Annotated in this window: 15 protein-coding genes and 1 pseudogene; 7 read left to right on the plus strand and 9 right to left on the minus strand. The window is 38.9% G+C overall.

Translation table 11 applies throughout. The features are described 5' to 3' along the window. Nucleotides 1–161: 161 nt before the first annotated feature. The 4 genes from allB to sylA all read right to left on the minus strand — a co-directional run bounded on the left by allB (nt 162) and on the right by sylA (nt 4,601). Nucleotides 162–1,526, minus strand: coding sequence for an allantoinase AllB (allB, locus tag IGJ03_RS11040; protein WP_002372928.1), 1,365 nt, complete (start codon nt 1,524–1,526; stop codon nt 162–164). After that, on the minus strand, nt 1,527–3,023 hold the full coding sequence (allW, locus tag IGJ03_RS11045) for an allantoin permease (protein WP_033594876.1): 1,497 nt from the start codon (nt 3,021–3,023) through the stop codon (nt 1,527–1,529). 594 nt (nt 3,024–3,617) lie between these two features. After that, nucleotides 3,618–4,130, minus strand: a complete 513-nt coding sequence (locus IGJ03_RS11050; RefSeq protein WP_010823228.1) for a GNAT family N-acetyltransferase — start codon at nt 4,128–4,130, stop codon at nt 3,618–3,620. 18 nt (nt 4,131–4,148) lie between these two features. Next, nucleotides 4,149–4,601 carry a transcriptional regulator SylA gene (sylA, locus tag IGJ03_RS11055; RefSeq protein WP_375804860.1) on the minus strand — a complete coding sequence of 151 codons (453 nt, stop codon included), beginning with the start codon at nt 4,599–4,601 and terminating at the stop codon, nt 4,149–4,151. Between the two features lie 192 nt (nt 4,602–4,793). Between sylA and IGJ03_RS11060 the strand changes: the two genes are divergently transcribed. After that, nucleotides 4,794–5,486 (plus strand): hypothetical protein, encoded by a 693-nt coding sequence (locus tag IGJ03_RS11060; RefSeq protein WP_016633816.1) that lies wholly within the window; start codon nt 4,794–4,796, stop codon nt 5,484–5,486. A gap of 164 nt (nt 5,487–5,650) precedes the next feature. On the opposite strand, the gene IGJ03_RS11065 is transcribed toward IGJ03_RS11060, so the two are convergent. Then, nucleotides 5,651–7,312: a SulP family inorganic anion transporter gene (locus tag IGJ03_RS11065; RefSeq protein WP_375804859.1), complete on the minus strand. Its 1,662-nt coding sequence runs from the start codon at nt 7,310–7,312 to the stop codon at nt 5,651–5,653. Between the two features lie 176 nt (nt 7,313–7,488). Here IGJ03_RS11065 and IGJ03_RS11070 point away from each other — a divergent pair, with 176 nt between their 5' ends. Next, nucleotides 7,489–8,556 carry a choloylglycine hydrolase family protein gene (locus IGJ03_RS11070; protein ID WP_002365295.1) on the plus strand — a complete coding sequence of 356 codons (1,068 nt, stop codon included), beginning with the start codon at nt 7,489–7,491 and terminating at the stop codon, nt 8,554–8,556. 51 nt (nt 8,557–8,607) lie between these two features. Here the strand turns inward: IGJ03_RS11070 and IGJ03_RS11075 are convergent, their stop codons facing one another. The 3 genes and pseudogenes from IGJ03_RS11075 to IGJ03_RS11085 form a co-directional block, all read right to left on the minus strand. Next, complete coding sequence (locus IGJ03_RS11075) at nt 8,608–9,264, minus strand: glucose-6-phosphate 1-dehydrogenase family protein (protein ID WP_002367365.1); 657 nt, start codon at nt 9,262–9,264, stop codon at nt 8,608–8,610. 24 nt (nt 9,265–9,288) lie between these two features. Beyond that, nucleotides 9,289–10,497: a hypothetical protein gene (locus IGJ03_RS11080; RefSeq protein WP_002378924.1), complete on the minus strand. Its 1,209-nt coding sequence runs from the start codon at nt 10,495–10,497 to the stop codon at nt 9,289–9,291. A gap of 207 nt (nt 10,498–10,704) precedes the next feature. Further along, nucleotides 10,705–12,362 (minus strand): annotated as a pseudogene (locus tag IGJ03_RS11085) (PucR family transcriptional regulator). Between the two features lie 127 nt (nt 12,363–12,489). Here IGJ03_RS11085 and IGJ03_RS11090 point away from each other — a divergent pair. The 5 genes from IGJ03_RS11090 to IGJ03_RS11110 all read left to right on the plus strand — a co-directional run bounded on the left by IGJ03_RS11090 (nt 12,490) and on the right by IGJ03_RS11110 (nt 19,069). Next, nucleotides 12,490–13,356: a DUF2877 domain-containing protein gene (locus tag IGJ03_RS11090; RefSeq protein ID WP_010713751.1), complete on the plus strand. Its 867-nt coding sequence runs from the start codon at nt 12,490–12,492 to the stop codon at nt 13,354–13,356. Continuing rightward, on the plus strand, nt 13,334–14,893 hold the full coding sequence (gene fdrA, locus IGJ03_RS11095; protein WP_010713750.1) for an acyl-CoA synthetase FdrA: 1,560 nt from the start codon (nt 13,334–13,336) through the stop codon (nt 14,891–14,893). Before IGJ03_RS11090 ends, fdrA begins: the two co-directional genes overlap by 23 nt. Next, nucleotides 14,880–16,304, plus strand: coding sequence for a DUF1116 domain-containing protein (locus tag IGJ03_RS11100; RefSeq protein WP_002378927.1), 1,425 nt, complete (start codon nt 14,880–14,882; stop codon nt 16,302–16,304). The genes fdrA and IGJ03_RS11100 overlap by 14 nt, the downstream gene beginning before the upstream one ends. A 43-nt stretch (nt 16,305–16,347) precedes the next feature. Next, a complete protein-coding gene (locus IGJ03_RS11105) occupies nt 16,348–17,529 on the plus strand; it encodes a hypothetical protein (RefSeq protein WP_078126726.1) in 1,182 nt (393 codons plus the stop codon). A 100-nt stretch (nt 17,530–17,629) separates the two neighbouring features. Further along, the gene (locus IGJ03_RS11110; RefSeq protein ID WP_025190631.1) at nt 17,630–19,069 is read left to right on the plus strand and encodes a helix-turn-helix domain-containing protein; all 1,440 of its coding nucleotides are present in this window, start codon (nt 17,630–17,632) and stop codon (nt 19,067–19,069) included. Between the two features lie 5 nt (nt 19,070–19,074). Here the strand turns inward: IGJ03_RS11110 and IGJ03_RS11115 are convergent, their stop codons facing one another. Further along, a complete protein-coding gene (locus IGJ03_RS11115; protein WP_375804858.1) occupies nt 19,075–21,627 on the minus strand; it encodes a cation-transporting P-type ATPase in 2,553 nt (850 codons plus the stop codon).

Genomic DNA, 21,627 nt, shown 5'->3' on the forward strand with positions numbered 1-21,627 from the left:
TACACTCTGATTGTAAACGTTTCCTTAGTTATCTTCATTGTACTTATCAAACAAAATTAAGACTTTTTTTGTGCGAAACAACCAACGAACATCCTCTAACTCGTGGACAGAGGCGCTAATTCAATCACGCTTCTGTCCCTTTACATTTCTAAAATAAGTGTTTAATTTTTGATAAATACGCCGTTAAACACCTCGGTTACTCCAGTTTCTTGTGCGTAAATTGTTTCGCCTCTTAAAATTGTTTGAATCACTTGGGCCCCAATTTCACGACCAATGTAAGGACTAATTTTATTTCGATATTCTAAATCTTCTGCTTTTAAGATATACGGCGCATTAGGTTTAATTAGTACAAAATCGGCATCCTTACCAATGCTGATGCGGCCCTTTTGTGCTAAGTGATAACGGTCAGCTGGGTTTGCTGCAATCATATCCGCGAATTGTTTCAAGGATAAACCACGTTTTTGGACGGCTTCATCGAATAACACATCGACGTTATTTTGAACACCAGAAATGCCGCCCCAAGCTTCAAAAGCATTGGTTGTATCTTTTAAGTCTGGCGTACAAGGAGAATGGTCAGAGGTTACAAACGCGATGCCGCCTGTTTGCACGTGGTTCCATAATGCGGCTTGTTGGTCCGCGTCACGAATCGGCGGTGAACATTTGACAACTGGACCAATGGCATCAAGTTCATCCGTGGTAAAATATAAATAATGCGTACATGTTTCACAAGTCACATCTACCCCTTCTGCTTGGGCTTTTAAAACTTCTTCCACGCCTTCTTGACAAGCCACATGACAAATATGAATCCGACAACCTGTTTCTTTGGCAAATAAAATGGCTTTTTGAATCGCTTCAACTTCGGTAAACACAGGACGTGTAGCTACATATGCTGCTAAAGTCGTTTCGCCATTTTGATAAGCTAACGCGCCTAATTTATCCGTAATTGGCGCATTTTCTGCATGGATTGCTAGCACTTTGCCAGTTTTGGCGACTTGTTTCATTCCTTCATATAGCGAATAATCGTCGACATTTTGAAAATCTCCTTCAATTGAACGATCGCCGCACGTTCCTAAAAAGCATTTATAGCCGGAAACGCCTCCTTCATCAAGTTCCTGAATCCCGCCAGCCAAGTTGGTCGGGACCACGCCGCCAAATGACCCTACATCTACTTTTAGTTTATTTTCTCCTGCCTTGTATTTGATCTCAAGAGAGGTCTTATCCACAGTTGCTGGAATCTGATTTAAAGGCATTTCCATAAAGGTCGTCACGCCCCCTTTGGCACAAGCGGCCGTTCCTGTGACATACCCTTCCCATTCATCGCGGTAACCACCACCAGGATCGGTAATATGAACATGAGCATCCACCATCCCAGGACTAACGACTAAACCCGTCGCATCAATCACACGTTCTCCTGACAAGTCTTGCCCAATCGCTACGATTTTTCCTCCTTGAACGGCGACATCCGTAATGACTTCTCCAGTTTCTAAAATAACTAACCCGTTTTTAATCACTAACTCTGCTTGCATTTATTTTCCCTCCTGATAAGCTGTTTCTTTCACTTTTTTTGAATCCCAAGTCCATTTTTTTAACACTAAGTACAGCACAAAACCTGTGGCAAAGCCCACAAACCACGAAATATCAGCAATGATTTTAACCTGCGGAATAAATTGACCACTTAAGGAAAGAACCAACGCTAGAATAGTAGCAACATATGCCGGCTTGTTTAATCCGTAAAAAGGATTGGCTTCCTCTTTTTTGTGTTTATCTACGTATAAAGCATTTAAATCAATTTGTTGCTTTTGAACAAAATAATAATTCGCAATCATCACACCAGCGACTGGTCCTAAAACAGCCCCAATTGCGTTCAGAAAAATAAAAATACTATCGGCGTTTTCCATCAGTTTCCAAGGCATAATAAGAAAGCTAATAACACTGGCAATCATGACGCCTTTTTTATATGTCATTTTTTTAGGAAATAGCGCCGCCAATTGGTAACCTGCCGGAATGATGTTCCCCGTTGCATTCGTTGAAATAGTCGTTAATAAGAAAACCGACATGGCTAAGACCACCACTGCCACATTATCTAAACGATCAATAATGTTTAAAATATTCCATTCTTGAATCCCAAAATACAGCGAACCACCTAACAGAATAACCACACTGGAAAAAGCGAAAATCCCATAACCAACAACTAAACCTGCTGTTTGCCCCACAACCTGAGCACGTGTCGAGCGCGCATTCTTAGTAAAATCCGCCACACTCGCACCAGGCGCTGACCAAACGGCCACAACCGAGTTAAAAATAATCAGATACGCCACCAGTGGATTGACTGAACGAATCGCACCAGAAACTTGATAGGACAAAATTGGTGTTAAACCGCCCCCAGCTCGAATGGCCCAAATCGTTAATCCAATAATAACGACATAAATCAACGGACTTAAAATGGCGGTAAAACGGTTCAAAATTTTGCTACCACCGAAACCTATTGCCACATTTAAGAGCCAAAAAAGAGTAAACGCCATTAATTCAGGTAGCCTAAGACCAAAAAACTGGAATGATCCACCAATTTGTAAAAAGTTCGGCCAAAATTTCCCGAGAATAATTAATAAAGCCAGCGATCCTGTAAATGTTTGCAGACCAAACCAAGCAATCGCGGCCACACAACCTCTTAAGAACCCTGGCAGTTTTGCTCCGAGACTGCCGTAAGTAGACTGTAAGTGCATCGCAAAAGGAATCCCATATTTAGAGCCAGCCACGCCATTCAAATTCATGAAAGTTGCTACAATGAATGAGCTTAACACAACTGCCAGCATAACTTGCAGCGGCGATAAACCTAAGAAAATAAAGCCGCCCACTGCTGCATAATTCGGGATATTATGAATCGAACCCATCCATAATGTAAAAAAATTGCGCGCGCCCATCGTCCGTTGTTTCGGGCTACTTGGCAACAAATCCTCATTGTAGCCACGTGCTTTCAGCGCTGTTTCTTCTTGAGCTGTTACTTGAGACACATTTTTCTCCACGACAAACTCTCCTTTTTATTAAAAATTTTTTTCTATTAAAACACCCTGCCTTCTCTTTTTTGTCACTTTTGCACAAACATGCGTACTACTCTCATCACACGAATTGTAAGCGCTTTTTATAACAACAATCATTAGTTACCCCAACTAAATAACAAACGATTCTTTGTTCACTTTGAACGAAAAAATAGCAACCTTTTTTATATCGTCCTCTCACTCTAGAAAGTAAGAAACAAATCTTTTTATTCACATATTATGTACAACTTCTCTTTTCAAATGCTAAAATACGCTTATTATTAAAAATGACATAAATAAATTATACAGTTAAATGAAATCCAACACAACGTTTTTTAATCAAAAACACACAAAACAGATAAACTGAAGTGGATTTTCAGGAAGAGACCCATCCTGAAAAAAGACACTGACAAAAGAGTTTTCTCACAAGATCGACAACTTTTCACAGATTCAAAATCTTCTTTTTCAATTTTTACGTTTTTAAAAATAACATTTTGAAAATAAAAAATTGCTTAATTTTAATCAAAAAAATAAACAAAGATTTCTGATAAAATCAGAAATCTTTGTTTCTAAATTTTCTTGCTATAATTCCTTTAACAAAATAAAATCCGTCTGTTCATCGTCTCCCATAAAAAATGAATGTTGACTGTAATAGCGGTAGCCAATCGTTTTATAAAATGACCGCGCCGCATCATTGTGTTCCCAGACACCTAGCCACAGTGCGTTTTTACCAAATTCACGAGCTTTTTCTTCCGCCAGTTCTAACAATTGTGTTCCCAGCTTCTTTCCTTTAAACGCAGGCAAAATATACAATCGCTCAACCTCGAGCTTTTCTGGCCCCATCGGTTCCGTTTGTGCCTTCTCACGATTTAATTTCATGTAGCCAGCTAATTGATTATCGACAAAGATAAAATAAAAGTCAGAGTGGGGATTAGCCAATTCCTTTTGTAATTTTTCTAAATTGTAGGCTTCTACTAAATAGGCTTGCATATTTTCTGGGGTATTATATGGTCCGAAAGTATCTGTATAAGTTTCAATGCTGATTTCTTGTAACGCTGGTGCATCTTCTATTGTTAATTTTTTTATTTCTCCCATCAATCAGTCGTCCTTTCCTTAATAATTTCGAGTGTTCCCTTTTTTGACAAATTCCCAATCTTCGCTGACATTTTTACGCATCCGGACTAAGTAATCTGCCAATTGTGAAATTTCCACTTCTGACAAGCCTTGCAAAGCAACTTGATTCGAGTGTTGATTTTCGCGCACAATGATTGGATAAACGGTTTCCCCTTTTTCTGTGGCATAAATCCGCTTAATTTTTTTGTTGCTTGCATCTTCTTGACGATAAATAAAGCCTTGTTCTTCCAAACGCTTAATCGCCCGCGCCGCTGTGGTTCGATCAACTTTAATCAGTTCGGCGATCTTTTCTTGGATAATTCCAGGATTTTCACAGACCCTGACCAAATAAAGATATTGTCCTCGTGTTAAAGATAATTCCTTAAATTCAATATTACTGATTGAATCTAAGGCCCGCGCAATCATGCCAATTTCTCTTAAAATATCTGTCACTAGGACACTTCCTTTCGCTAATATTTTATGATTGTCATTACTTTAACTTATTTTTGTTGCAAATGCAACAAAAATAAGTATAAAAACTACAGATTTAAACAATTTGAGCATTCATGAAAATAAAATAATTATTCCTTTTGTTATATTAACAAGTAAGATAAAATTAGTTATAGCGTCTATAGGAGGAATAGTATGAAAAAATTATTTTGTGTTATTTTAGTTATTTTTTTAACAGGTTGTAGTTCTCAAAAAGCGAATGAACCTAAAAAACAAGAAAATTCTACCGATCATACAACATCAATGAAAAGCAGTGCTAATCATTACAGTTCTAGCACAGAAACAAGCTCTAATAATAAACTAAAAGAAACTTCAGAAAGTGCCAGTACCACTCAAGCTTCGGCAAAGTCTAAAAATGAAGTATCCACAAATGTCGAAGAAGCAAATTCTTTAGAAGCAACACCTTATGCTGTCGATCTTAGTAGTTTAAACAATCCACTCGTATTTAATTTTAAAGGAATGAATGTGCCAACTTCAATTACGTTAGAGAACTTAAATTCAACACCAACTGCTACCTTCCGAACTAAATTGTTTGGGGCTGAAAATGGTCAAGTGAAAGAAGCCATTAATAAATATGAGCTATCTATAAATACAATTCCTACAAAAGAGATTAGAATATTTTCAGCGGCCGATAACAGTATTCGCACCGTTAAAGTAAATACAGAGTTAATTTTAGGAACTAATATTTCTTCAAACGATGAACAAAATAGATCGGGCACTTTATACTTATTCAACAATAAAAATGGTTCGATATCTTTAATCACTCCTAACTACGCAGGCAATGTTACGGATGATCAAAAAGACGTTATGTTAGAAGTAATTCAATAAATAACCAAAAAAAATAATAAAGAGAAAACTTCATACTTAGAAGTTTTCTCTTTATTATTTTTTAGGAACTCCTCTAGAAACTCGTTTTAGTCCCCACTTAGTTTTCTTATTTCTTCACCCATTAAGCTCGCGATAGAAAATAGAACATTTTATTTGAAAATGAATTATTGTTCTGCAACATGCACCGTTTGTAAAAATTCTGCGACTGAGAAATGGTATTCTTTCTCTTGATTTCCTTGAATGGTTCGAATCATTTTTTCAACTTCTGGTTGCAGAGCGGCAAATTGAACTTGTTGTCCACGACCTTCTGCTGCAAGACAAAATTCTTCTAAAATATCTAGCGCCGTACTATCAATGCTAGGAACTCCTCGCATTGAAAATACTATACCACTTTTTGTTTCCAATTGCAGTAACGTTTGTTTCAATCGTTCAGAAGACATGAAAAATAACGGGCCACTCAAATAAACCACCACCCAATTTTCCGTACAATCGGTCGGTACTAGCCCCATTCTTGACCAATCAACTTCCTCGACATTAATCGTAATCACGGCACTTTTCGCAATGAAAAACAGGCAACCCGCTAAGACCCCTAAAACAATCGCTAAACTCAAGTCAAAAATAACGGTCGCTACCATCGTTAAAAAGAATAAACATAAGGCCGTGTGGAAACGTTTCTGGAAGAATTCTTTAATCACCGACCATTCATTCATTCGCCACGCTGTCACCACTAAAACACCAGCTAACGCAGGCATGGGAATTTTAGACATGACTGGCGATAAAAGCAACATCGATAACAATAAAAAGACTGCATGAAAAATACCCGCTAAACGTGTTTGCGCACCAGATTTAATCACTACGCTCGTGCGGGCAATCGCTGCCGTTGCAGGTACGCCACCGAAAAATGGCAAAATTAAGTTGCCAATTCCTTGTGCCACTAGTTCCTGATTACTGTCTAATGGTTTCCCTGTCATGCGACCAGCCGAAGCGCCACAAAGCAAACTTTCAATCATACCTAACATAGCAATGCTAATCGAAGGCACCAAAATATCCTGAAACGCACTTAATTGAAGCGAACCAAGTTCCAAACGTGTATCACTAAAAATACTTGTCGGAATTTTCCCTACAGTGGCCACTGGCAGTTGAAAAACCACTGTTGCTAACGTAGCTAAAATAATCATCACCAATGAAGCTGGTATCATCGCATTCCACTTTTTCGGAAAGAATACTAATCCAAGCACCACTAAAATCGACATAACCGTCGTTGGTATACTTAAATCAAAGCCCAATGAACGATAACTGCTGATTTTCTCAATTAAATTGTGTCCTTCTGAACGAACCCCAAAGAAATTATCAAGCTGCCCCAACGCAATAATAATAGCAATTCCTGAAGTAAACCCAGTAATGACCGGTGACGGAATAAAAGAAGTCAAGCTCCCTAAACGCAAAATCCCTGCCAAAAGCAAGAAAATTCCCGCCAAAAAGGTGGCCAACAAAATCCCTTGCATGCCATGCACTGCCGCAATTGACATTAAAATAGCTGCCATCGCACCTGTTGGTCCTGAAATTTGATAAAACCCACCCGAAAGGCTCCCAATCACAATTCCAGCGATAATCGCCGTGATCATGCCAGCTGCTGCAGTGGCGCCGCTAGAGACCCCAAACGCTAACGCTAACGGCAACGCGACGGCTGCGACAGTCAAACCTGCCAAGAAATCTTTTTTCAATTTTTTTTGATTATACCCTTTAAATTCATCCCTTATCATTTGTGTGTACTTTTTAAACATTCGCATCCTCTTTTCATGAAATTTCCATTCTAAAGATATCATATTTTCGGAAAGATAATAAGGTGTTTTGTGAAGGAAATCGCTAAAAAATTTTTTTCACCTCATTTAGACAAAATTGTCTAATATTTTAAGAATTTAGCCACCGCTGTTTCCTAGAGTATGATATGCTTAACTAGTAAACAGGCTTCACAAACTTACATTAATTGGGGGAAACTATTATGTGTACAGGCATCAAGATTATTTCCAAAACAAATGATATTTTTTATGGACGTACGATGGATTTTACGTTTGACTTTTTTGGCAACGAAGATCCAATTGCACCAAAAATCCCTACTCTAATTGCTCAATTTCCAAAAGGTACAGTTCTAAATAGCCAACTAAATCCTTGGACGGCAAAATATTCCTTTATGGGACTAGCAATGTCAGGCACAGATCAACCAGCGAACGATGGTAAAACCGTCAGTCTTGCTATCACAGATGGTATCAACGAAGCCGGCTTATCTGGTGATATTCAATATTTAATGGAATCTTCAACAGCACCTGCTGAAAGTTTAGCAGAGCGTGGTTTAACACCTCATATTGCAGAAGAAGTACTCGCTTATATTTTGAGTAATTTTGAAAGCGTTGACGAAGTAAAAGTAGCTTTTGAAAAAATCGGCCTGTTAGATCAAAAATTCCAACTTGATTCATTGGGGGAAGTTCATTTTACCTTACACTGGACCATTAATGATAAAAATAATAATAGTATCGTTTTGCAACCAACAGATAACGGAGCGTTCGTCATTTATGATTCGATTGGCGTAGTCACAAACAGCCCAGAATACAATTATCATTTAACCAATGCACGAAACTATATCGGGATGCGCAACTATGCTATTAAGGAACCTTACACTTTAAAATCAGGCGCAACACTTGACCCAATTGAAGGCGGGACTTCTTACGGACTACTAGGAATCCCAGGAGACTTCACTTCGCCGTCACGTTTCATTCGTGCGTTATACTATTCTGACAATCTCCAAGAATTTGATAGCTCTGAAGGGATTATGCAACTCTATCGCGCCTTCCAAACAGTGATGATTCCTCGGGGGATTGGCCATTTAGGTCAAAGTAATTCTCTGTCTGATTTCACACATTATTGGTCAGGATATGATGTGACTAATCTAACCATGTATGTCCAACCAGAAAGTACTACCTCATTTACAAAATACACTTTGGATCCAGCTTTAACAGAAGTTACTACTTTTGCTGTTTCTAACGAGCTACTACTGACAGATTTAAATCAATAAAAACACAAACAACGTCTCTGACTAGGTACTTGGTCAAAGACGTTGTTTCGTTCATTTTTCAGATAATGCGTTATACAACGGCGCTAATTCTTGAAGCGCCTGACAACTTTTTTCTTCAATCGTTTCAAGCTTTTCCGTCGCAAACCACAACTTACCGATCTGAAATGAGCGATTGCCTATCCGCTCTTCTAGAATTTTCCGTTGTTTTTCATCTGCTAAATAATCTTTTAAAGGCAAATGGTCCACTAGTTCATGCTCCTCCTGCGGCCAAATATAATAGCCTTCACAGTCGATGGTTTGGCTCCAAGCTTCTAAACGATTAAGCAATTGATTGTAAGCGACGACTGAGCCTGCCCGCTCCTCACTTTTGTAATGTTGAAACATCAAATATACTTGAAATTGCTTTTTATTTAATAACAACGCCAGACAAGCATTTTCCGCTTGGCGTTGCTCACTGCGATATGCAGCCCAGAAATGACTGCGTAAATTCCAGCCGTTGGTCCAGCTTTCGATTTTCGGCTTAGTGATGCCGAGTTCAGCTGGTAAACCTTGGGTGATTGCGAGGTTTAAGGCTTTCCACTTTTCCCAATGTTGCTTGTAGGTTTGCTTTAAGGCATCGATTTCTGCTGATGTTTGTTGCTCTTTGAGTTGTTTAAATGTGAAGATTTCTCGGTTGAATAGATTGAAGTCTTGATGGGTTAGGTTCATTTTATTCCCTCTTTTTAGTATCTTCTAGTTACTCTTAATAATTTTATTTTTCAATAGCCATTGTAAAAATAACACAAGGACTACAACTGGCCAAAGCGTGATGGGGAAAAAGAGCCCCACAAAAATGCCTGGTACAAGAATCGTTCCTAAGATTTGGGTTGTTAAACTCGTAGCAAAAATTGCGACAACAAAAAGCGAGTCAATTGTTGGGAAAAATTGTGCGACCGCAAACCCGATTAAAATAGCTGAAAAAACGACGGGAAAAATATCGCCACCTATCCAACCCGTGTGTAAACAAACTTGTAAAAATACTAGTTTCATTATCGCAGCGACCACCAAGATATACCAGGCTTGTTGACTACCAAAACTAGGAACTAAATGCATAAAAGATTGTCCTGAAAATAGTAATCTTGGCATTAAAATAACAAAAAGAAAAATACAGGCTGCACCAAAGCTTACCAGTATGCTTTGCTTTTCTTCAAAAGGTTGGCATAGTTTAGCCAGAGCAGCTTGCAACCATTGATAGGCGTTACTAATCACAAAAGCAGTTAATAAAGCGGGTAAAATCAGCCATAACGAAGCCATTTCAATTTTTCCAGTTCCTAACTTCGTAATAAACGATGGGTGTCCCACCAATTTCATTAAAAAGGTAAACACCACCAACCCGTTCACAATAAATAACCCGTTCATCACTTGTTTCAGTTTCTTTTTATCCACAGGAGCGAGCCTCGTATCGTAGCGCTGAACAAACTGTTGCGGATGTAGTAAGCGCTGGATTTTTGTCCAAAATGTTTGCTGTTCTTGCTCGTCATAATGAAAATAAAGGTACCGTAACTTATCAGATTGCCAGACTGACAACGAAATAATTGCTCCCAACAATGCGGCTTCAGGACCGACACCAGCCCCGAAAATTAAAATTACCAAGGCGGCCAATAAATTTCTAAACACACCTGAATAATCGACCGATTGTTTCGCCTTCAATTCTGTCAGCGCCTCATGCGCCGTTTGTGGTACTTGCCCGAAGCGTTTCTTCAGATAACTCAATACCCACGCTCCTAGCACACACAAGACAAAATAATAGAGGATTGGCCACTTCATTTGCGCTGGCAATACCTCCCAGAGCAGAGTCGTTAACTCTCCTTCAATGATTAAAAATGCTCCTGAAATTCCCGCGATGATACTACTTAAAAATAACCCACTGACGATAATTGTCCACATTTTTCTGTTACGCATACTTCCTCCAAATGATAGTTGTTTCTTTTATAGTAGCAGATAGTTAGTGGTTTGTGTTTGAAGATTTTGGGAAGGATTTATTTTTTTGAAAAAATTGAGGTTATGAAAAGATTCCATTTTTTATTGATTAAATTATCCTTCTTGTATAATCGTTTCTTTTAGCTATATATATTCCATTAAATTAAAAACCGCCACTTATATTGCTTCTTAAGTTCCCACAAACAACGCCACTTCCAGCGCCAACAAATCCACTTCCTTATCAAAATCCAACAGCACTAGCTGTTCAATTTTCTCCAATCGTTGTAACAAAGTATTACGATGAATAAAGAGCTTTTTGGCTGTTTGAGACAAGTTTCGTTTTGATTGAAAATAGACATTCAGTGTATGGACAAAGTCGGTATGTTGCTGTTGATCACTTTTCTGCAATGGTTGGAGATATTTGTTTCTGAGGGTTGCTTGTCCTTCTTCTAAAAAATAACGTTGTAGTGTCTGTCTAAGATGAAAATTCGCGTAGGAAGCAATCCTCATTTCAGGTTTTTCTGCAATGAATTGGCGTTGAAAGGCTAAAACGTCAATCGCTTGTTGATACGATTCATGAATCTGGGTCAGACCTTGAATCTTAGGTCCTATTGTTAGGAAAAGTTCCACATCTTCTTGTACTTTCATTAACTGATTTATGCTACTTTTTGCTAGGCGTTGCATCATTTTCAGATAATCGCCTTCTTTTTCAGGTGGATTTTCAACTAATAAGACAAAGGAACTGTCAATTTCAATACAAACAATTTTTTGTTTGTCCCCTAAGATAACTTGGTTTAGCTGGTTGCCTAAAATAGACATTCTTTCTTGCCTTTGGCGTTCATTTAAGGTTAATGAAATTAGCAAAATCGCATAGGGCTTATCTATTGCCAAGCGATAATATTGTTGAAATTGTTGGAAAACAGCTTGATCCCTCTTTTCATGCGCAATCAGCTTAAAAAATAATTCGTTTCGTTGTTGGTATTCTTCAAATTTCCGTGAGTATTCCAATTGCAATTGTAAAAGTAAGTAATGAGCTGTGATTTTAAAATGAGCCACGTCGACTGGTCGTAATGGGGCCAAGGTGTTCCAGACGAGCAAATAATATAAAATAACATTTTTCTTTTTAATTGGATAAATTTCAATTGGCACCACTTGGTTCTGGAGTTTCAACTGTAAATGAATCGGTTCTTGATAAAAGCGTAATAATGGATGACTTTGTTCCAGCAATTGTTTTTGGAACTCTGAGGTTTCTTGTCTATCTTCTAAAATGCTAGAAATACGAATTGGATTTTTAGGCAAGTCAAAAAAATTAACTCCTTCAAAGTGGTCATTCAATAACAAGACAGGATTTTGAATGGTTTCTGCTAGATCCTGCAGCAAATGAAAACTGCTACTTCCCGTTTCTAAGATTTGGTAAATTTTATTATGCAATGCGGTTTCTTGCGCATTCATGTCAAATTGTTCTAACGTGACACGACTTTTCAACACGTCAGCAATTTGCGAAAAGGTGTAATTGTAAGGAATTGCTAAATAGGAACGTTCATTTCATCTGCTAATTTGATTAGGTCTGGTGGAACTTCTTCAAAATAACGTTGGGTTTTAAATCCTAAGGCAGCACAATGGTGTTTGGCTAGTTCTTTCAAAAAATTTTTCTGTAATTTCCGATCATCTTTAAATATGTACCCTGTCGTTAACAGCAGCTCACCTGCTGTTAGCCAATCTAAAATATCAGGATTTTCTAAAATATTGACTTTTAAAATCGGTTGGTCCTGATTTTTATGTCCTGCCACTAAGGTAATGCCAGGTAATTCTTCTAACGTTAATAAATCACTCACTTTTAACATCATTTATCCTCCCAATGTACAAATTGTCCATTCAAACTTGTAAATCAATGTCATTTTTAGCAATTGTTTAGCGTGCTGGATTCTTTTATTATGAAGTTGTGAAAGCGCTATTAAAAAGGAGGTCGTTGGAATGACAAAAATTTTAGCTTATGACCAAACGATTTTATCGAAACTCCCTCATCAAACATTGACTAGCTTGCAATGTTTTACGCACGCTATTAATTATGGTCATGTAGACACCCAAGAAATTCTCTTGACCATTTCAACGCATCCCGAACATATAGCACCTAACACGATTATACTCGATGAAAAAAAACTTAGCCATTTCGCTGATTTACCTGTCCAAATTGAGCCCCTGTTTATCCGGTTAGGCCGACGACAATTAACCCTAGCCGATGCCCAAATTTGGCAACCAACGCCACTTTATTTAACACCCAGTAAAACAAAAATAGCTATTTTTTTAACGTATATTCAGCAAACTCGTTTCAATCCTTGGCAAACGCTTTTTCCTGCTTCGTCGTCAACCTTTCTTTTTGATTCTTATAGTCGGACCCAGATTCAAAAAGAAATGGTTCATTTTCAACAAGCTTGGGAGCAAAAATCTTTTAAAATAGCTCTTGATTGTTTAACGAAGATTTTGGGATTGGGGATTGGTTTAACTCCCACTGGCGATGATTTTATCACAGGATTAATTGCTAGTTTTTCTGCATTACAGCAGCTTCCCTCGAATTTCCAACAGCTGGCTGTGCTAGCCAAGGAACGAACGAATGCGGTCAGTTATGCGGAAATCCATGAAGCAGTGAACGAGCGGTTTTCTCAGCTAGTTCAGCGTGTTTTTTTATCAATTGAAAGTGGAAATACAAACGAAATGGCTCAAGCGGTTTCAGCTTTAGAGGAGGTGGGCTCAACTTCAGGAAGCGACATACTTTGCGGCATTATTTTTGGTTTAAAACTATTTTGTGAGGAGAATAATCATGACAATTCAAACAGTAATTAAAGAGAACGCCTATTTTGATTCAGTTACTTTAATGACCATTTCAACACGAGCCAATGAACTGGCTGGAGTTAAAACCGCAATGATTGGGATGGGAACCGACATGAATCTTGAAGTGATTCGGAATGTTGGTTTATATACACCCGCCTTGGATCATGTTACAACGGGCGATTTATTAATTGTTTTAGATCTTGATGACCAAGCGAACTCAGAAGAAATTTTACAGCAAGTCGACGAGTTATTTACGAAGAAAAAGAAAACCGCTTCTTCTGAAGTAACCTATAAGACGTTAGATTCAGCCCTTCATGAAGAGCCTGATGCCAACTTAGTTGTAATTTCTGTCAATGGAAAATTTGCTGCACGAGAAGCGCATAAAGCTTTAGATCAGCAAAAACACGTCATGCTCTTTAGTGATAACGTGACGGTTAACGAGGAATTAGCGTTAAAACAAAAAGCACACGAAAAAGAACTGTTTGTGATGGGTCCTGATTGTGGAACAGCGATTATTAATGGTGTTGGGTTATGTTTTGCTAACGAGGTACGTTCAGGAGATATTGGAATTGTCGGCGCTTCTGGTACGGGTAGCCAAGAAGTTAGTGTTCAAATCCATAAATATGGTTATGGGATTTCACAATTAATTGGTACTGGTGGCCGTGATTTGTCTGCTGAAATTGGTGGGCTGATGATGCTTGACGGGCTGGATGCTTTAATGGCTGACGAACAAACTAAGGCAATTTTGCTTATTTCTAAACCGCCTGCTCCAGAAGTAACAGAGAAAATTTTAAAAAAATTAGCTGTTTCAACTAAACCAGTTGTTATTTATTTTATCGGCAGTGAACAAACGGAACGAAAAATAGACAACGTCACTTTTGCTACTTCTTCTCTGGATGCAGTTCAAAAGGTGATTCAATTTAGTCAAACACAGGAAGCGGAAACCAGCCTCTATCAAAATCCGACAGGCGCAACGTTAACAGCCATCCAACAGCAACAAGCCCCTTCTCAAAAATTTGTTCGTGGGTTGTTCTGTGGTGGCACTCTTTGTGATGAACTTTTATATGCTTTAACAGAAGTCTCTGATGATGTTTATAGTAATATTCATAAAATTCCTGAACGGCAATTAGCAAATCCTGACCACAGCCAAGCACATACATTGATTGATTTCGGTGATGATCGTTTCACAGAAGGACGCCCACATCCAATGATCGATCCGACTTCTCGGATTACTCGCATTCTTCAAGAAGCCAAAGATCCTGAAGTGGCAGTTTTAGCGTTAGATTTTGAATTAGGTTATGGTTCTCACGAAAATCCTGTTGGCGTGTTAGCGGAGGCGTTAAAGGAAGCCAAAGCAATAGCGAAAGCAGATGGTCGTGAGTTAGCCATTATTGGCTATGTTTTAGGGACCGAAGAAGATCCACAAGATATTCATGAACAGCGGAAAATTTTAGAAGATTTAGAGGTTCTCGTTGTCGACAGCAGTCACCAACTTTGCGAAGCCACCAAAACTTTTGTAAAAGGAGCGAACGAACATGAGCAGAAATGATCTTTTTAAACAGCCTTTAGATACGATCAATGTAGGCATTGACTTTATTCATGAAGACATGAAAAAACAAGGGATTCCTTCACATCAAGTAAATTGGGCACCGCCAGCCAATGGTGACCCAGAGCTATTGAAATTATTGGATCAATTAAAAAATCCAACACTTTATGAAAAAATCCAACAAGCCAACGAAGAAGCGGTTACCCGCATTATTCAATCAAAACCTATTTTAGTAGGATTTGATAAAGCAATTAATGTCATGCCCAATATGACTGAAACGACCATTTTACATGCTGGGCCACCCATTACTTATGAAAATATGTGCGGACCGATGAAAGGTGCCGTTCAAGGAGCGCTTGTTTTTGAAGGATTAGCAAAAGATCTAGCTGATGCCGATCGGGTTGCTCGTTCTGGCGCGATTACGTTTTCTCCTTGTCATGAACATGATGCCGTTGGTTCCATGGCTGGCGTGACTTCTCCGAATATGTACGTTCATATTATCAAAAATGAAACGTACGGCAACACGGCTTTTACTAATTTAAGTGAACAATTGGCGAAAGTTTTACGATTTGGTGCAAATGATCAATCCGTCGTGGATCGCCTGATTTGGATGCGCGATGTTTTAGGTCCATTACTTCATGATGCCATGACTTTTTGTCCAGAAGGCATTGATTTACGCTTAATGCTTTCGCAAGCCTTGCATATGGGTGATGAGTGTCATAATCGCAATGTAGCTGGAAGTACGTTGTTAGTCCAAGCATTAACACCTTACATGGTTCAAACTGATTTTTCTCGTGAACAATTAAAAGAAGTATTTGAATTTCTTGGCAGTTCTGACTATTTTTCTGGTCCGACTTGGATGGGCGCCGCTAAATGTGCGTTAGATGCTGGGCATAATGTGGAGAATAGTACAATTGTCACCACCATGTGTCGCAATGGGGTCGAATTTGGGATTCGTGTCAGTGGGATTGGCGGAAATCACTGGTTTACGGGGCCTGCCCAACGGGTGATTGGTCCGATGTTTGCTGGTTACACACAAGAAGATGCTGGTTTGGATATGGGCGATAGTGCTATTACAGAAACATATGGTGTTGGCGGATTTGCTATGGCAGCTGCACCAGCAATTGTCCCATTAGTTGGCGGAACAGTGGCAGAAGCATTGAATTATTCAAAAGAAATGCTGGAAATTACTACGAAAGAAAATCCCAATGTCACGATTCCTGTTTTAGATTTTATGGGGATTCCTTCAGGCATCGATGTCTTAAAAGTCTTAGAAACAGGGATGCTGCCTGTCATTAATACTGCTATTGCTCATAAAGAACCGGGGATTGGTATGATTGGCGCTGGATTGACTAATCCGCCAGCAAATGTCTTTAACGAGGCACTAAAAGCTTTAGTAGCTAAAATAAACTAATTTCAAAAACTTAGTAAAATGTCATTTTTTTTGGAGCGATCATATGAAAAATAAATCGATCAATTACGAAGCCGTTTTAGCTCTTGTTGTAAAAATTTTTTTGGGAATGTTCCTGTATTGGATCATGAATGGCTTTCGACATGTGTCTAACTTTTTTCCTTACAATGACGTAGTTACCAAAGTGAATCAGCAGGGATTTTACAAATTTATCTATTTTGTTATGAACTTCACGGAAGGGGAATTTTACGGTGGACTTTTTACAACGCTTTTCTTACTAATCGGCGGTCTGATTGCTTGGCAACTTTATCGGAAAAATTCAAAATGGCAGGGATTTGCAATTGCTGGTGGCTCTGGTGCTTGGCCTTGGGTACTTGCTTCTCAGCTACTTTCCATCTTTTTAACTATTTATGTTTTTGATTTTACACGCTTTTTTACAAAAGAAGTGTTGTGGTTACCAACGTTTATTGTGGTGGTCGGCACGCCGCCAGCTTTAACGCTCGTTTATGGTCCTGGCTGGAAAAAATTAGGAACGATTTCTCTGTTGAGTGCGCTTTTCACCTTTCCGTTTGCCAATTGGCTGAATGCGCAATTGATGCCCCTTTTAAATGTACCTGGGACAGTTTCCAACGTTACCACAATGGCTTTTGTTGGCTGGATTGTTTCAGCCATCTGTCATCAACTTCCTTGGATGGTTCCTTCTGTTGCACCAATCGCTCAGAAGCGGCAAAAACAACCTAAAATTGAAAATACGCAAACCTTTCAATGGTCAATACGACGCACTTTTGCTGACTTCTCCGAAGCTTGGTTTTATGGAAATGAGTTAGTTGGAGGTTTGGTAATTCTAGGCGTTTTAACAGATTGGTTTGTCAATATTAATCATATTACAAATGGTTCTGGCTTGGTTCCTGACATTTTAATGGGACAAATGATTGCTTCGGCTGTTGGTGTTTTTCTTTATCGAAAACATTTCGCTGAAGAAGGTTGGTATCCAACGTTTATGCCACTGGTCAGTATTGTTCCTGGTGTGATTTTAATGATGGGTGGTGGCTTTTGGCTTTCCCTGACCATCGCCGTTTTAGCAGGAATCAGTGCGGCCCCTGTCGGTAGCTATATTGCTAAACGATTACCTCCGTTTGTTCCTGGTGCTGTCGGCTTTGTATCAGGAATGGCTGTTGTAACCATTTTATTGTCAGCCGTTTTGCATACATTTGATATTTTTGTATAGTGAATAAAAAGAAGCGAATGACGATTCGCTTCTTTTTTTAATTGACCAATCCCCTTTTTATCCGTATTCTTAAGCAAAAGGAGGTTTTGCCATGTACTCCATGTTAAAACGTGTGATAACGGAAAAAGATTTGCTTCGGCAAATTCGTTTGTTGGAACAGTTGTTAAATGTTCCCCAGCTGACAGCCAAGCGTTTAGCCGCGCAAATCCAAACGACAGAGCGAACCGTTTTTTCGGATTTACAGTATATTCGCAGTCAATTACCCGCCGACTGGTCCATTGAAACCGATAGCAGTGGTATTCGGTTACGTAATCAGGGGAATGCGCAAACCAATGAGCTTTGGTCATTATTTTTACCTCAATCCATTAGTATTCAGCTATTAAAAGAGCTACTATTTACGAAAGAGTTAGTGACAACTTCTTTTTTGAGCACTAGTGGTGTTTCTTATGAAACTTTGAAGCGACATATCAAAAAAATGAATCTGGCCTTACGTGATTTTCATTTAACGATTCAGCTAACCACGACGACCATTCAGCTAATCGGGGCAGAAAGCAATATTCGGATTTTTTATCACCGTTTGTTGGTGCCTTTTACTCATAATAATTATTTTTTTGACGATTATTCTATTCATGAGGAGCATTATTTTCAATTTTTGAAACAAGTTTACAATAGTGAGTTGACGGTGGAAACGGAAGAAATTTTTGGCGCTTGTTGGTTTTTTATTAACACGATTCGCAACAAAGCCAATTGCCGAGTGAGTCAATTTTCTTTTGACTCAAAAGATGTCTTGTTTCAACTTTATCAACCGTCCTTGGCAAAACTTTATGCTTCTGAAGGCATCTATTTGCAAGGAGAAGAAAGTTTTTTCGCCTTCTTTTGTTTCTTAGAAAGTTGGAATTACGATAATGTCTATGGCGAAACGTTGGCTTCTGCGCTCCACACTCATTACAGTCAGCTGCGAAAGTCGTTACAACAGTTTATCACTAATTTGTCCACTGAAGAAGCCCGGCCTGATTTAATCCAAACAAATTTATTGGATAATCTGTTATTGTTATTCATTAAATATACCGAGTCCCCAACACTTTCTGAGCAATTTCAATTGGAATATCAAGAATTAATGACTGAACAAGCCGCGGAGGACCTTGCGTTATCAAAGAGCAACCAAGAACTTTTGGAGATTTTATCTCGCTACACCACGATTGAAGAACCAACTTATTTTCTTAGTTTGGCTTCTTTGTTAGAAAAACAAGCCAGTTATTCTATTCAGACGCAAACGATGACTGCCTATTTCCTCTTTCAAGGGGAACCTGCTTGGAAAGCTTTTTTACAACAAGAATTAGCTGCTTATTTAGGTACTCGTGTGAAATTACAAGCCATTGAATATGTGGAACTAAGCCAGTTGACGTTAAATGAAGCCGACATAATTATTTCCAATTTCCCCTTGGATCATCTTGATCTTCCTGTCTTTTATCTCTCTTTAATTCCAACAAAAAATGAACTCCGCCGACTAGCAGAGCTCACTCTTCATTCTTATTTTTAAAGGAACTAGCGAGGACATTCGCTAGTTTTTTGGCTTTCTTTCGTCATGAATCGTTTGGTTATATATTTTTCCCCTTCAACAAGGAAAAACAGACTCACAACATGGACGAAAATCATTGCTAATTGAAGGCCATTTAAAGAAGTTGTGCCAATTAATTGCTGCGCTACTGGCCAGTAAACTACTAGCGCTTGTAGTAAAAAGAGGATTCCTAATGAAGCAAACAACACTTTATTTTGGAAAAAGCCTGTGCTTAACGACGGATCAACCAACTTACGACAGTTGATCATATACGCTGCTTGCGCTAAGACGATACTTTGTAAGAGGAACGTTTGCTGTAAGGCTTGGCCCTCAAATTGTAACGCCATAAGGTAACCTGGTACCATAATGAGTACCGACACATAGACGATTCTAAAAATACTGTACTTTGTTAAAATGCCTTCGTTGACATCTCTTGGTGGTCGTTTCATGGTATCAGCACTCGCTTTTTCAAAACCTAATGCATAAGACAAAGTAATCGTAGTTACCATGTTTACCCATAATATCTGGACAGGTGTCAACGGTAGAGGATGATTCATTAAAAGCGCCCAGACAACAATTAAACCTTGTGCTAAAGAGGTTGGCAAGAAGAAGGTAATCGTCTTTTTCAAGTTATCAAAAATGCGGCGTCCTTCTTTCACGGCTTTAGCAATCGTATGGAAATTATCATCTGCCAAAACCATATCTGCGGCTTGTTTGGTTACTTCACTTCCTTTAATTCCCATGGCAATTCCGACATCGGCTTTCTTTAGTGCTGGCGCATCGTTCACGCCATCGCCGGTCATCCCGACAATTTCACCATTGTTTTGTAAAGCCGTGACAATTCGTAATTTATGTTCTGGCGTCGTTCGTGCAAATACATCGACTTTTTGAACGTGCTGAGCTAATTCTTCATCTGACATAGCATCAATTTCTAATCCTTCAAGGACTTTTTTCGTATGCTTTAAACCAACCTGCTCGCCAATGGCTTGCGCTGTATCTTTATGGTCTCCGGTAATCATTTTGACGGAAATACCTGCTTCTTGAGATTCTTTGACGGCTTGAATGGCACTTTCTTTTGGCGGATCGATGATGCCTGCCAGTCCAGCAAACGTCAATCCTGACAATGTTTCATGTGTCAGTTCCTGTTGTGACGTAACTGTCTTATAAGCGAAACCTAATACCCGTTGTCCTTTTTGCGCTAATTGCGCAGCTTGTGCTTGCCAAGCACCTTTTTGATTATCAGATAACGTAGAAAGTTGTAACAATACTTCTGGCGCACCTTTGACATAAATAATTGAACCTTCTGCTTGCGGATGGCTAGTGGCCATGTATTTATAACTTGAACTAAACGGAATTTTCTTTTCTACAGGGCGTAAAGACAGTTGATCCTGATCAACATATTGTAGTAAAGCTAACTCGGTAGGATTCCCTTGTAAGTCGGCGATTTTTTGTTGGTCTTGTAATTTCAATTCTTGACAGTTAGCCATAATCTCTTTGACAATGGTCATTTCTTCAGTCACTACATCCATTACCGTCATTTCATTTTTAGTTAGCGTTCCTGTCTTGTCTGAACAGATAACTGTCATTGAACCTAATGTTTCAACGGAAGGCATGCCTTTAATAATCGCATTTTCTCTAGCCATCTCATGAACACCCATCGATAAAATCATCGTTAACACAGCAGGTAAGCCTTCTGGAATCATTGCTACAATTAATGCAATCATCGCAGAAAATAAGAGGCTCCATTCCATGCCATGACGAAAAGTGGTAAAGAAAATCAGAAACACGATCAAGACCATAATCCCTTGGAAAATTTGCTTGTTTAATTGGTGCATTTTCCGCACGAGCGGCGTTGTTTTTTGATCTACTGACTGCAACGCGTGATTAATTTTTCCAACTTCAGTAGAATCTCCTGTTTCTACTACAACGCCTAAGGCTGAGCCCGCTTGGACAAGAGTTCCAGAAAAAGCCAAATTCTTTTGATCGCCTGTTGGCAATTCTTCATTCAAGGAACCGGTAATTTTCTCCACGGCTTCTGATTCGCCTGTCAAAATTGATTCTTCAATCATCAGATTATGAACATCAAATAAGCGCAAATCTGCTGGGACTACATCGCCAGCTTGTAACGTGACTACATCTCCCAGAACCAATGTTTCAGAAGAAACGGTTGTTTTTTGTCCATCAATTAGAACGACTGCCTCTTGGCCCATCATCTGTTTCAGGCCGTCTAATGATTCTTCTGCTTTACGCTCTTGCCAATAACCGACAAAGCCATTGACAAGTACCACTAGAAAAATGATACTTCCTTCGACCACTTCGCCTGTGGCAAATTTTAGAATTGCGGCAGCGAGTAAGACCACCATTAGTAAATCTGTAAAATGTTTGGCTAGCTTTTGCCACGTTTTCAGTTGTTGTTTTTCTTCAATTTTATTTGGACCATTCGTTTGTAAACGTTGCTGACGTTCTTCGCTAGAAAGACCCGTTTGCTTCGTCTTAGTCTGCTCGATTACTTTTGTTGAGGAAAGTTGATACCATTTCAT

Source organism: Enterococcus sp. DIV1315a, assembly GCF_051712325.1.
GTDB lineage: Bacteria > Bacillota > Bacilli > Lactobacillales > Enterococcaceae > Enterococcus > Enterococcus faecalis.

Excerpts from the sequence above, each read along its gene's own strand:
- IGJ03_RS11050 (WP_010823228.1), bottom strand. The coding sequence starts at position 4,130 with ATGGGAGAAATAAAAAAATTAACAATAGAAGATGCACCAGCGTTACAA.
- allB (WP_002372928.1), bottom strand. The coding sequence starts at position 1,526 with ATGCAAGCAGAGTTAGTGATTAAAAACGGGTTAGTTATTTTAGAAACT.
- IGJ03_RS11070 (WP_002365295.1), top strand. The coding sequence starts at position 7,489 with ATGTGTACAGGCATCAAGATTATTTCCAAAACAAATGATATTTTTTAT.
- IGJ03_RS11115 (WP_375804858.1), bottom strand. The coding sequence starts at position 21,627 with ATGAAATGGTATCAACTTTCCTCAACAAAAGTAATCGAGCAGACTAAG.
- IGJ03_RS11100 (WP_002378927.1), top strand. The coding sequence starts at position 14,880 with ATGAGCAGAAATGATCTTTTTAAACAGCCTTTAGATACGATCAATGTA.
- IGJ03_RS11075 (WP_002367365.1), bottom strand. The coding sequence starts at position 9,264 with ATGAACCTAACCCATCAAGACTTCAATCTATTCAACCGAGAAATCTTC.
- IGJ03_RS11065 (WP_375804859.1), bottom strand. The coding sequence starts at position 7,312 with ATGATATCTTTAGAATGGAAATTTCATGAAAAGAGGATGCGAATGTTT.
- IGJ03_RS11110 (WP_025190631.1), top strand. The coding sequence starts at position 17,630 with ATGTTAAAACGTGTGATAACGGAAAAAGATTTGCTTCGGCAAATTCGT.
- IGJ03_RS11105 (WP_078126726.1), top strand. The coding sequence starts at position 16,348 with ATGAAAAATAAATCGATCAATTACGAAGCCGTTTTAGCTCTTGTTGTA.
- IGJ03_RS11090 (WP_010713751.1), top strand. The coding sequence starts at position 12,490 with ATGACAAAAATTTTAGCTTATGACCAAACGATTTTATCGAAACTCCCT.
- fdrA (WP_010713750.1), top strand. The coding sequence starts at position 13,334 with ATGACAATTCAAACAGTAATTAAAGAGAACGCCTATTTTGATTCAGTT.
- IGJ03_RS11060 (WP_016633816.1), top strand. The coding sequence starts at position 4,794 with ATGAAAAAATTATTTTGTGTTATTTTAGTTATTTTTTTAACAGGTTGT.
- IGJ03_RS11080 (WP_002378924.1), bottom strand. The coding sequence starts at position 10,497 with ATGCGTAACAGAAAAATGTGGACAATTATCGTCAGTGGGTTATTTTTA.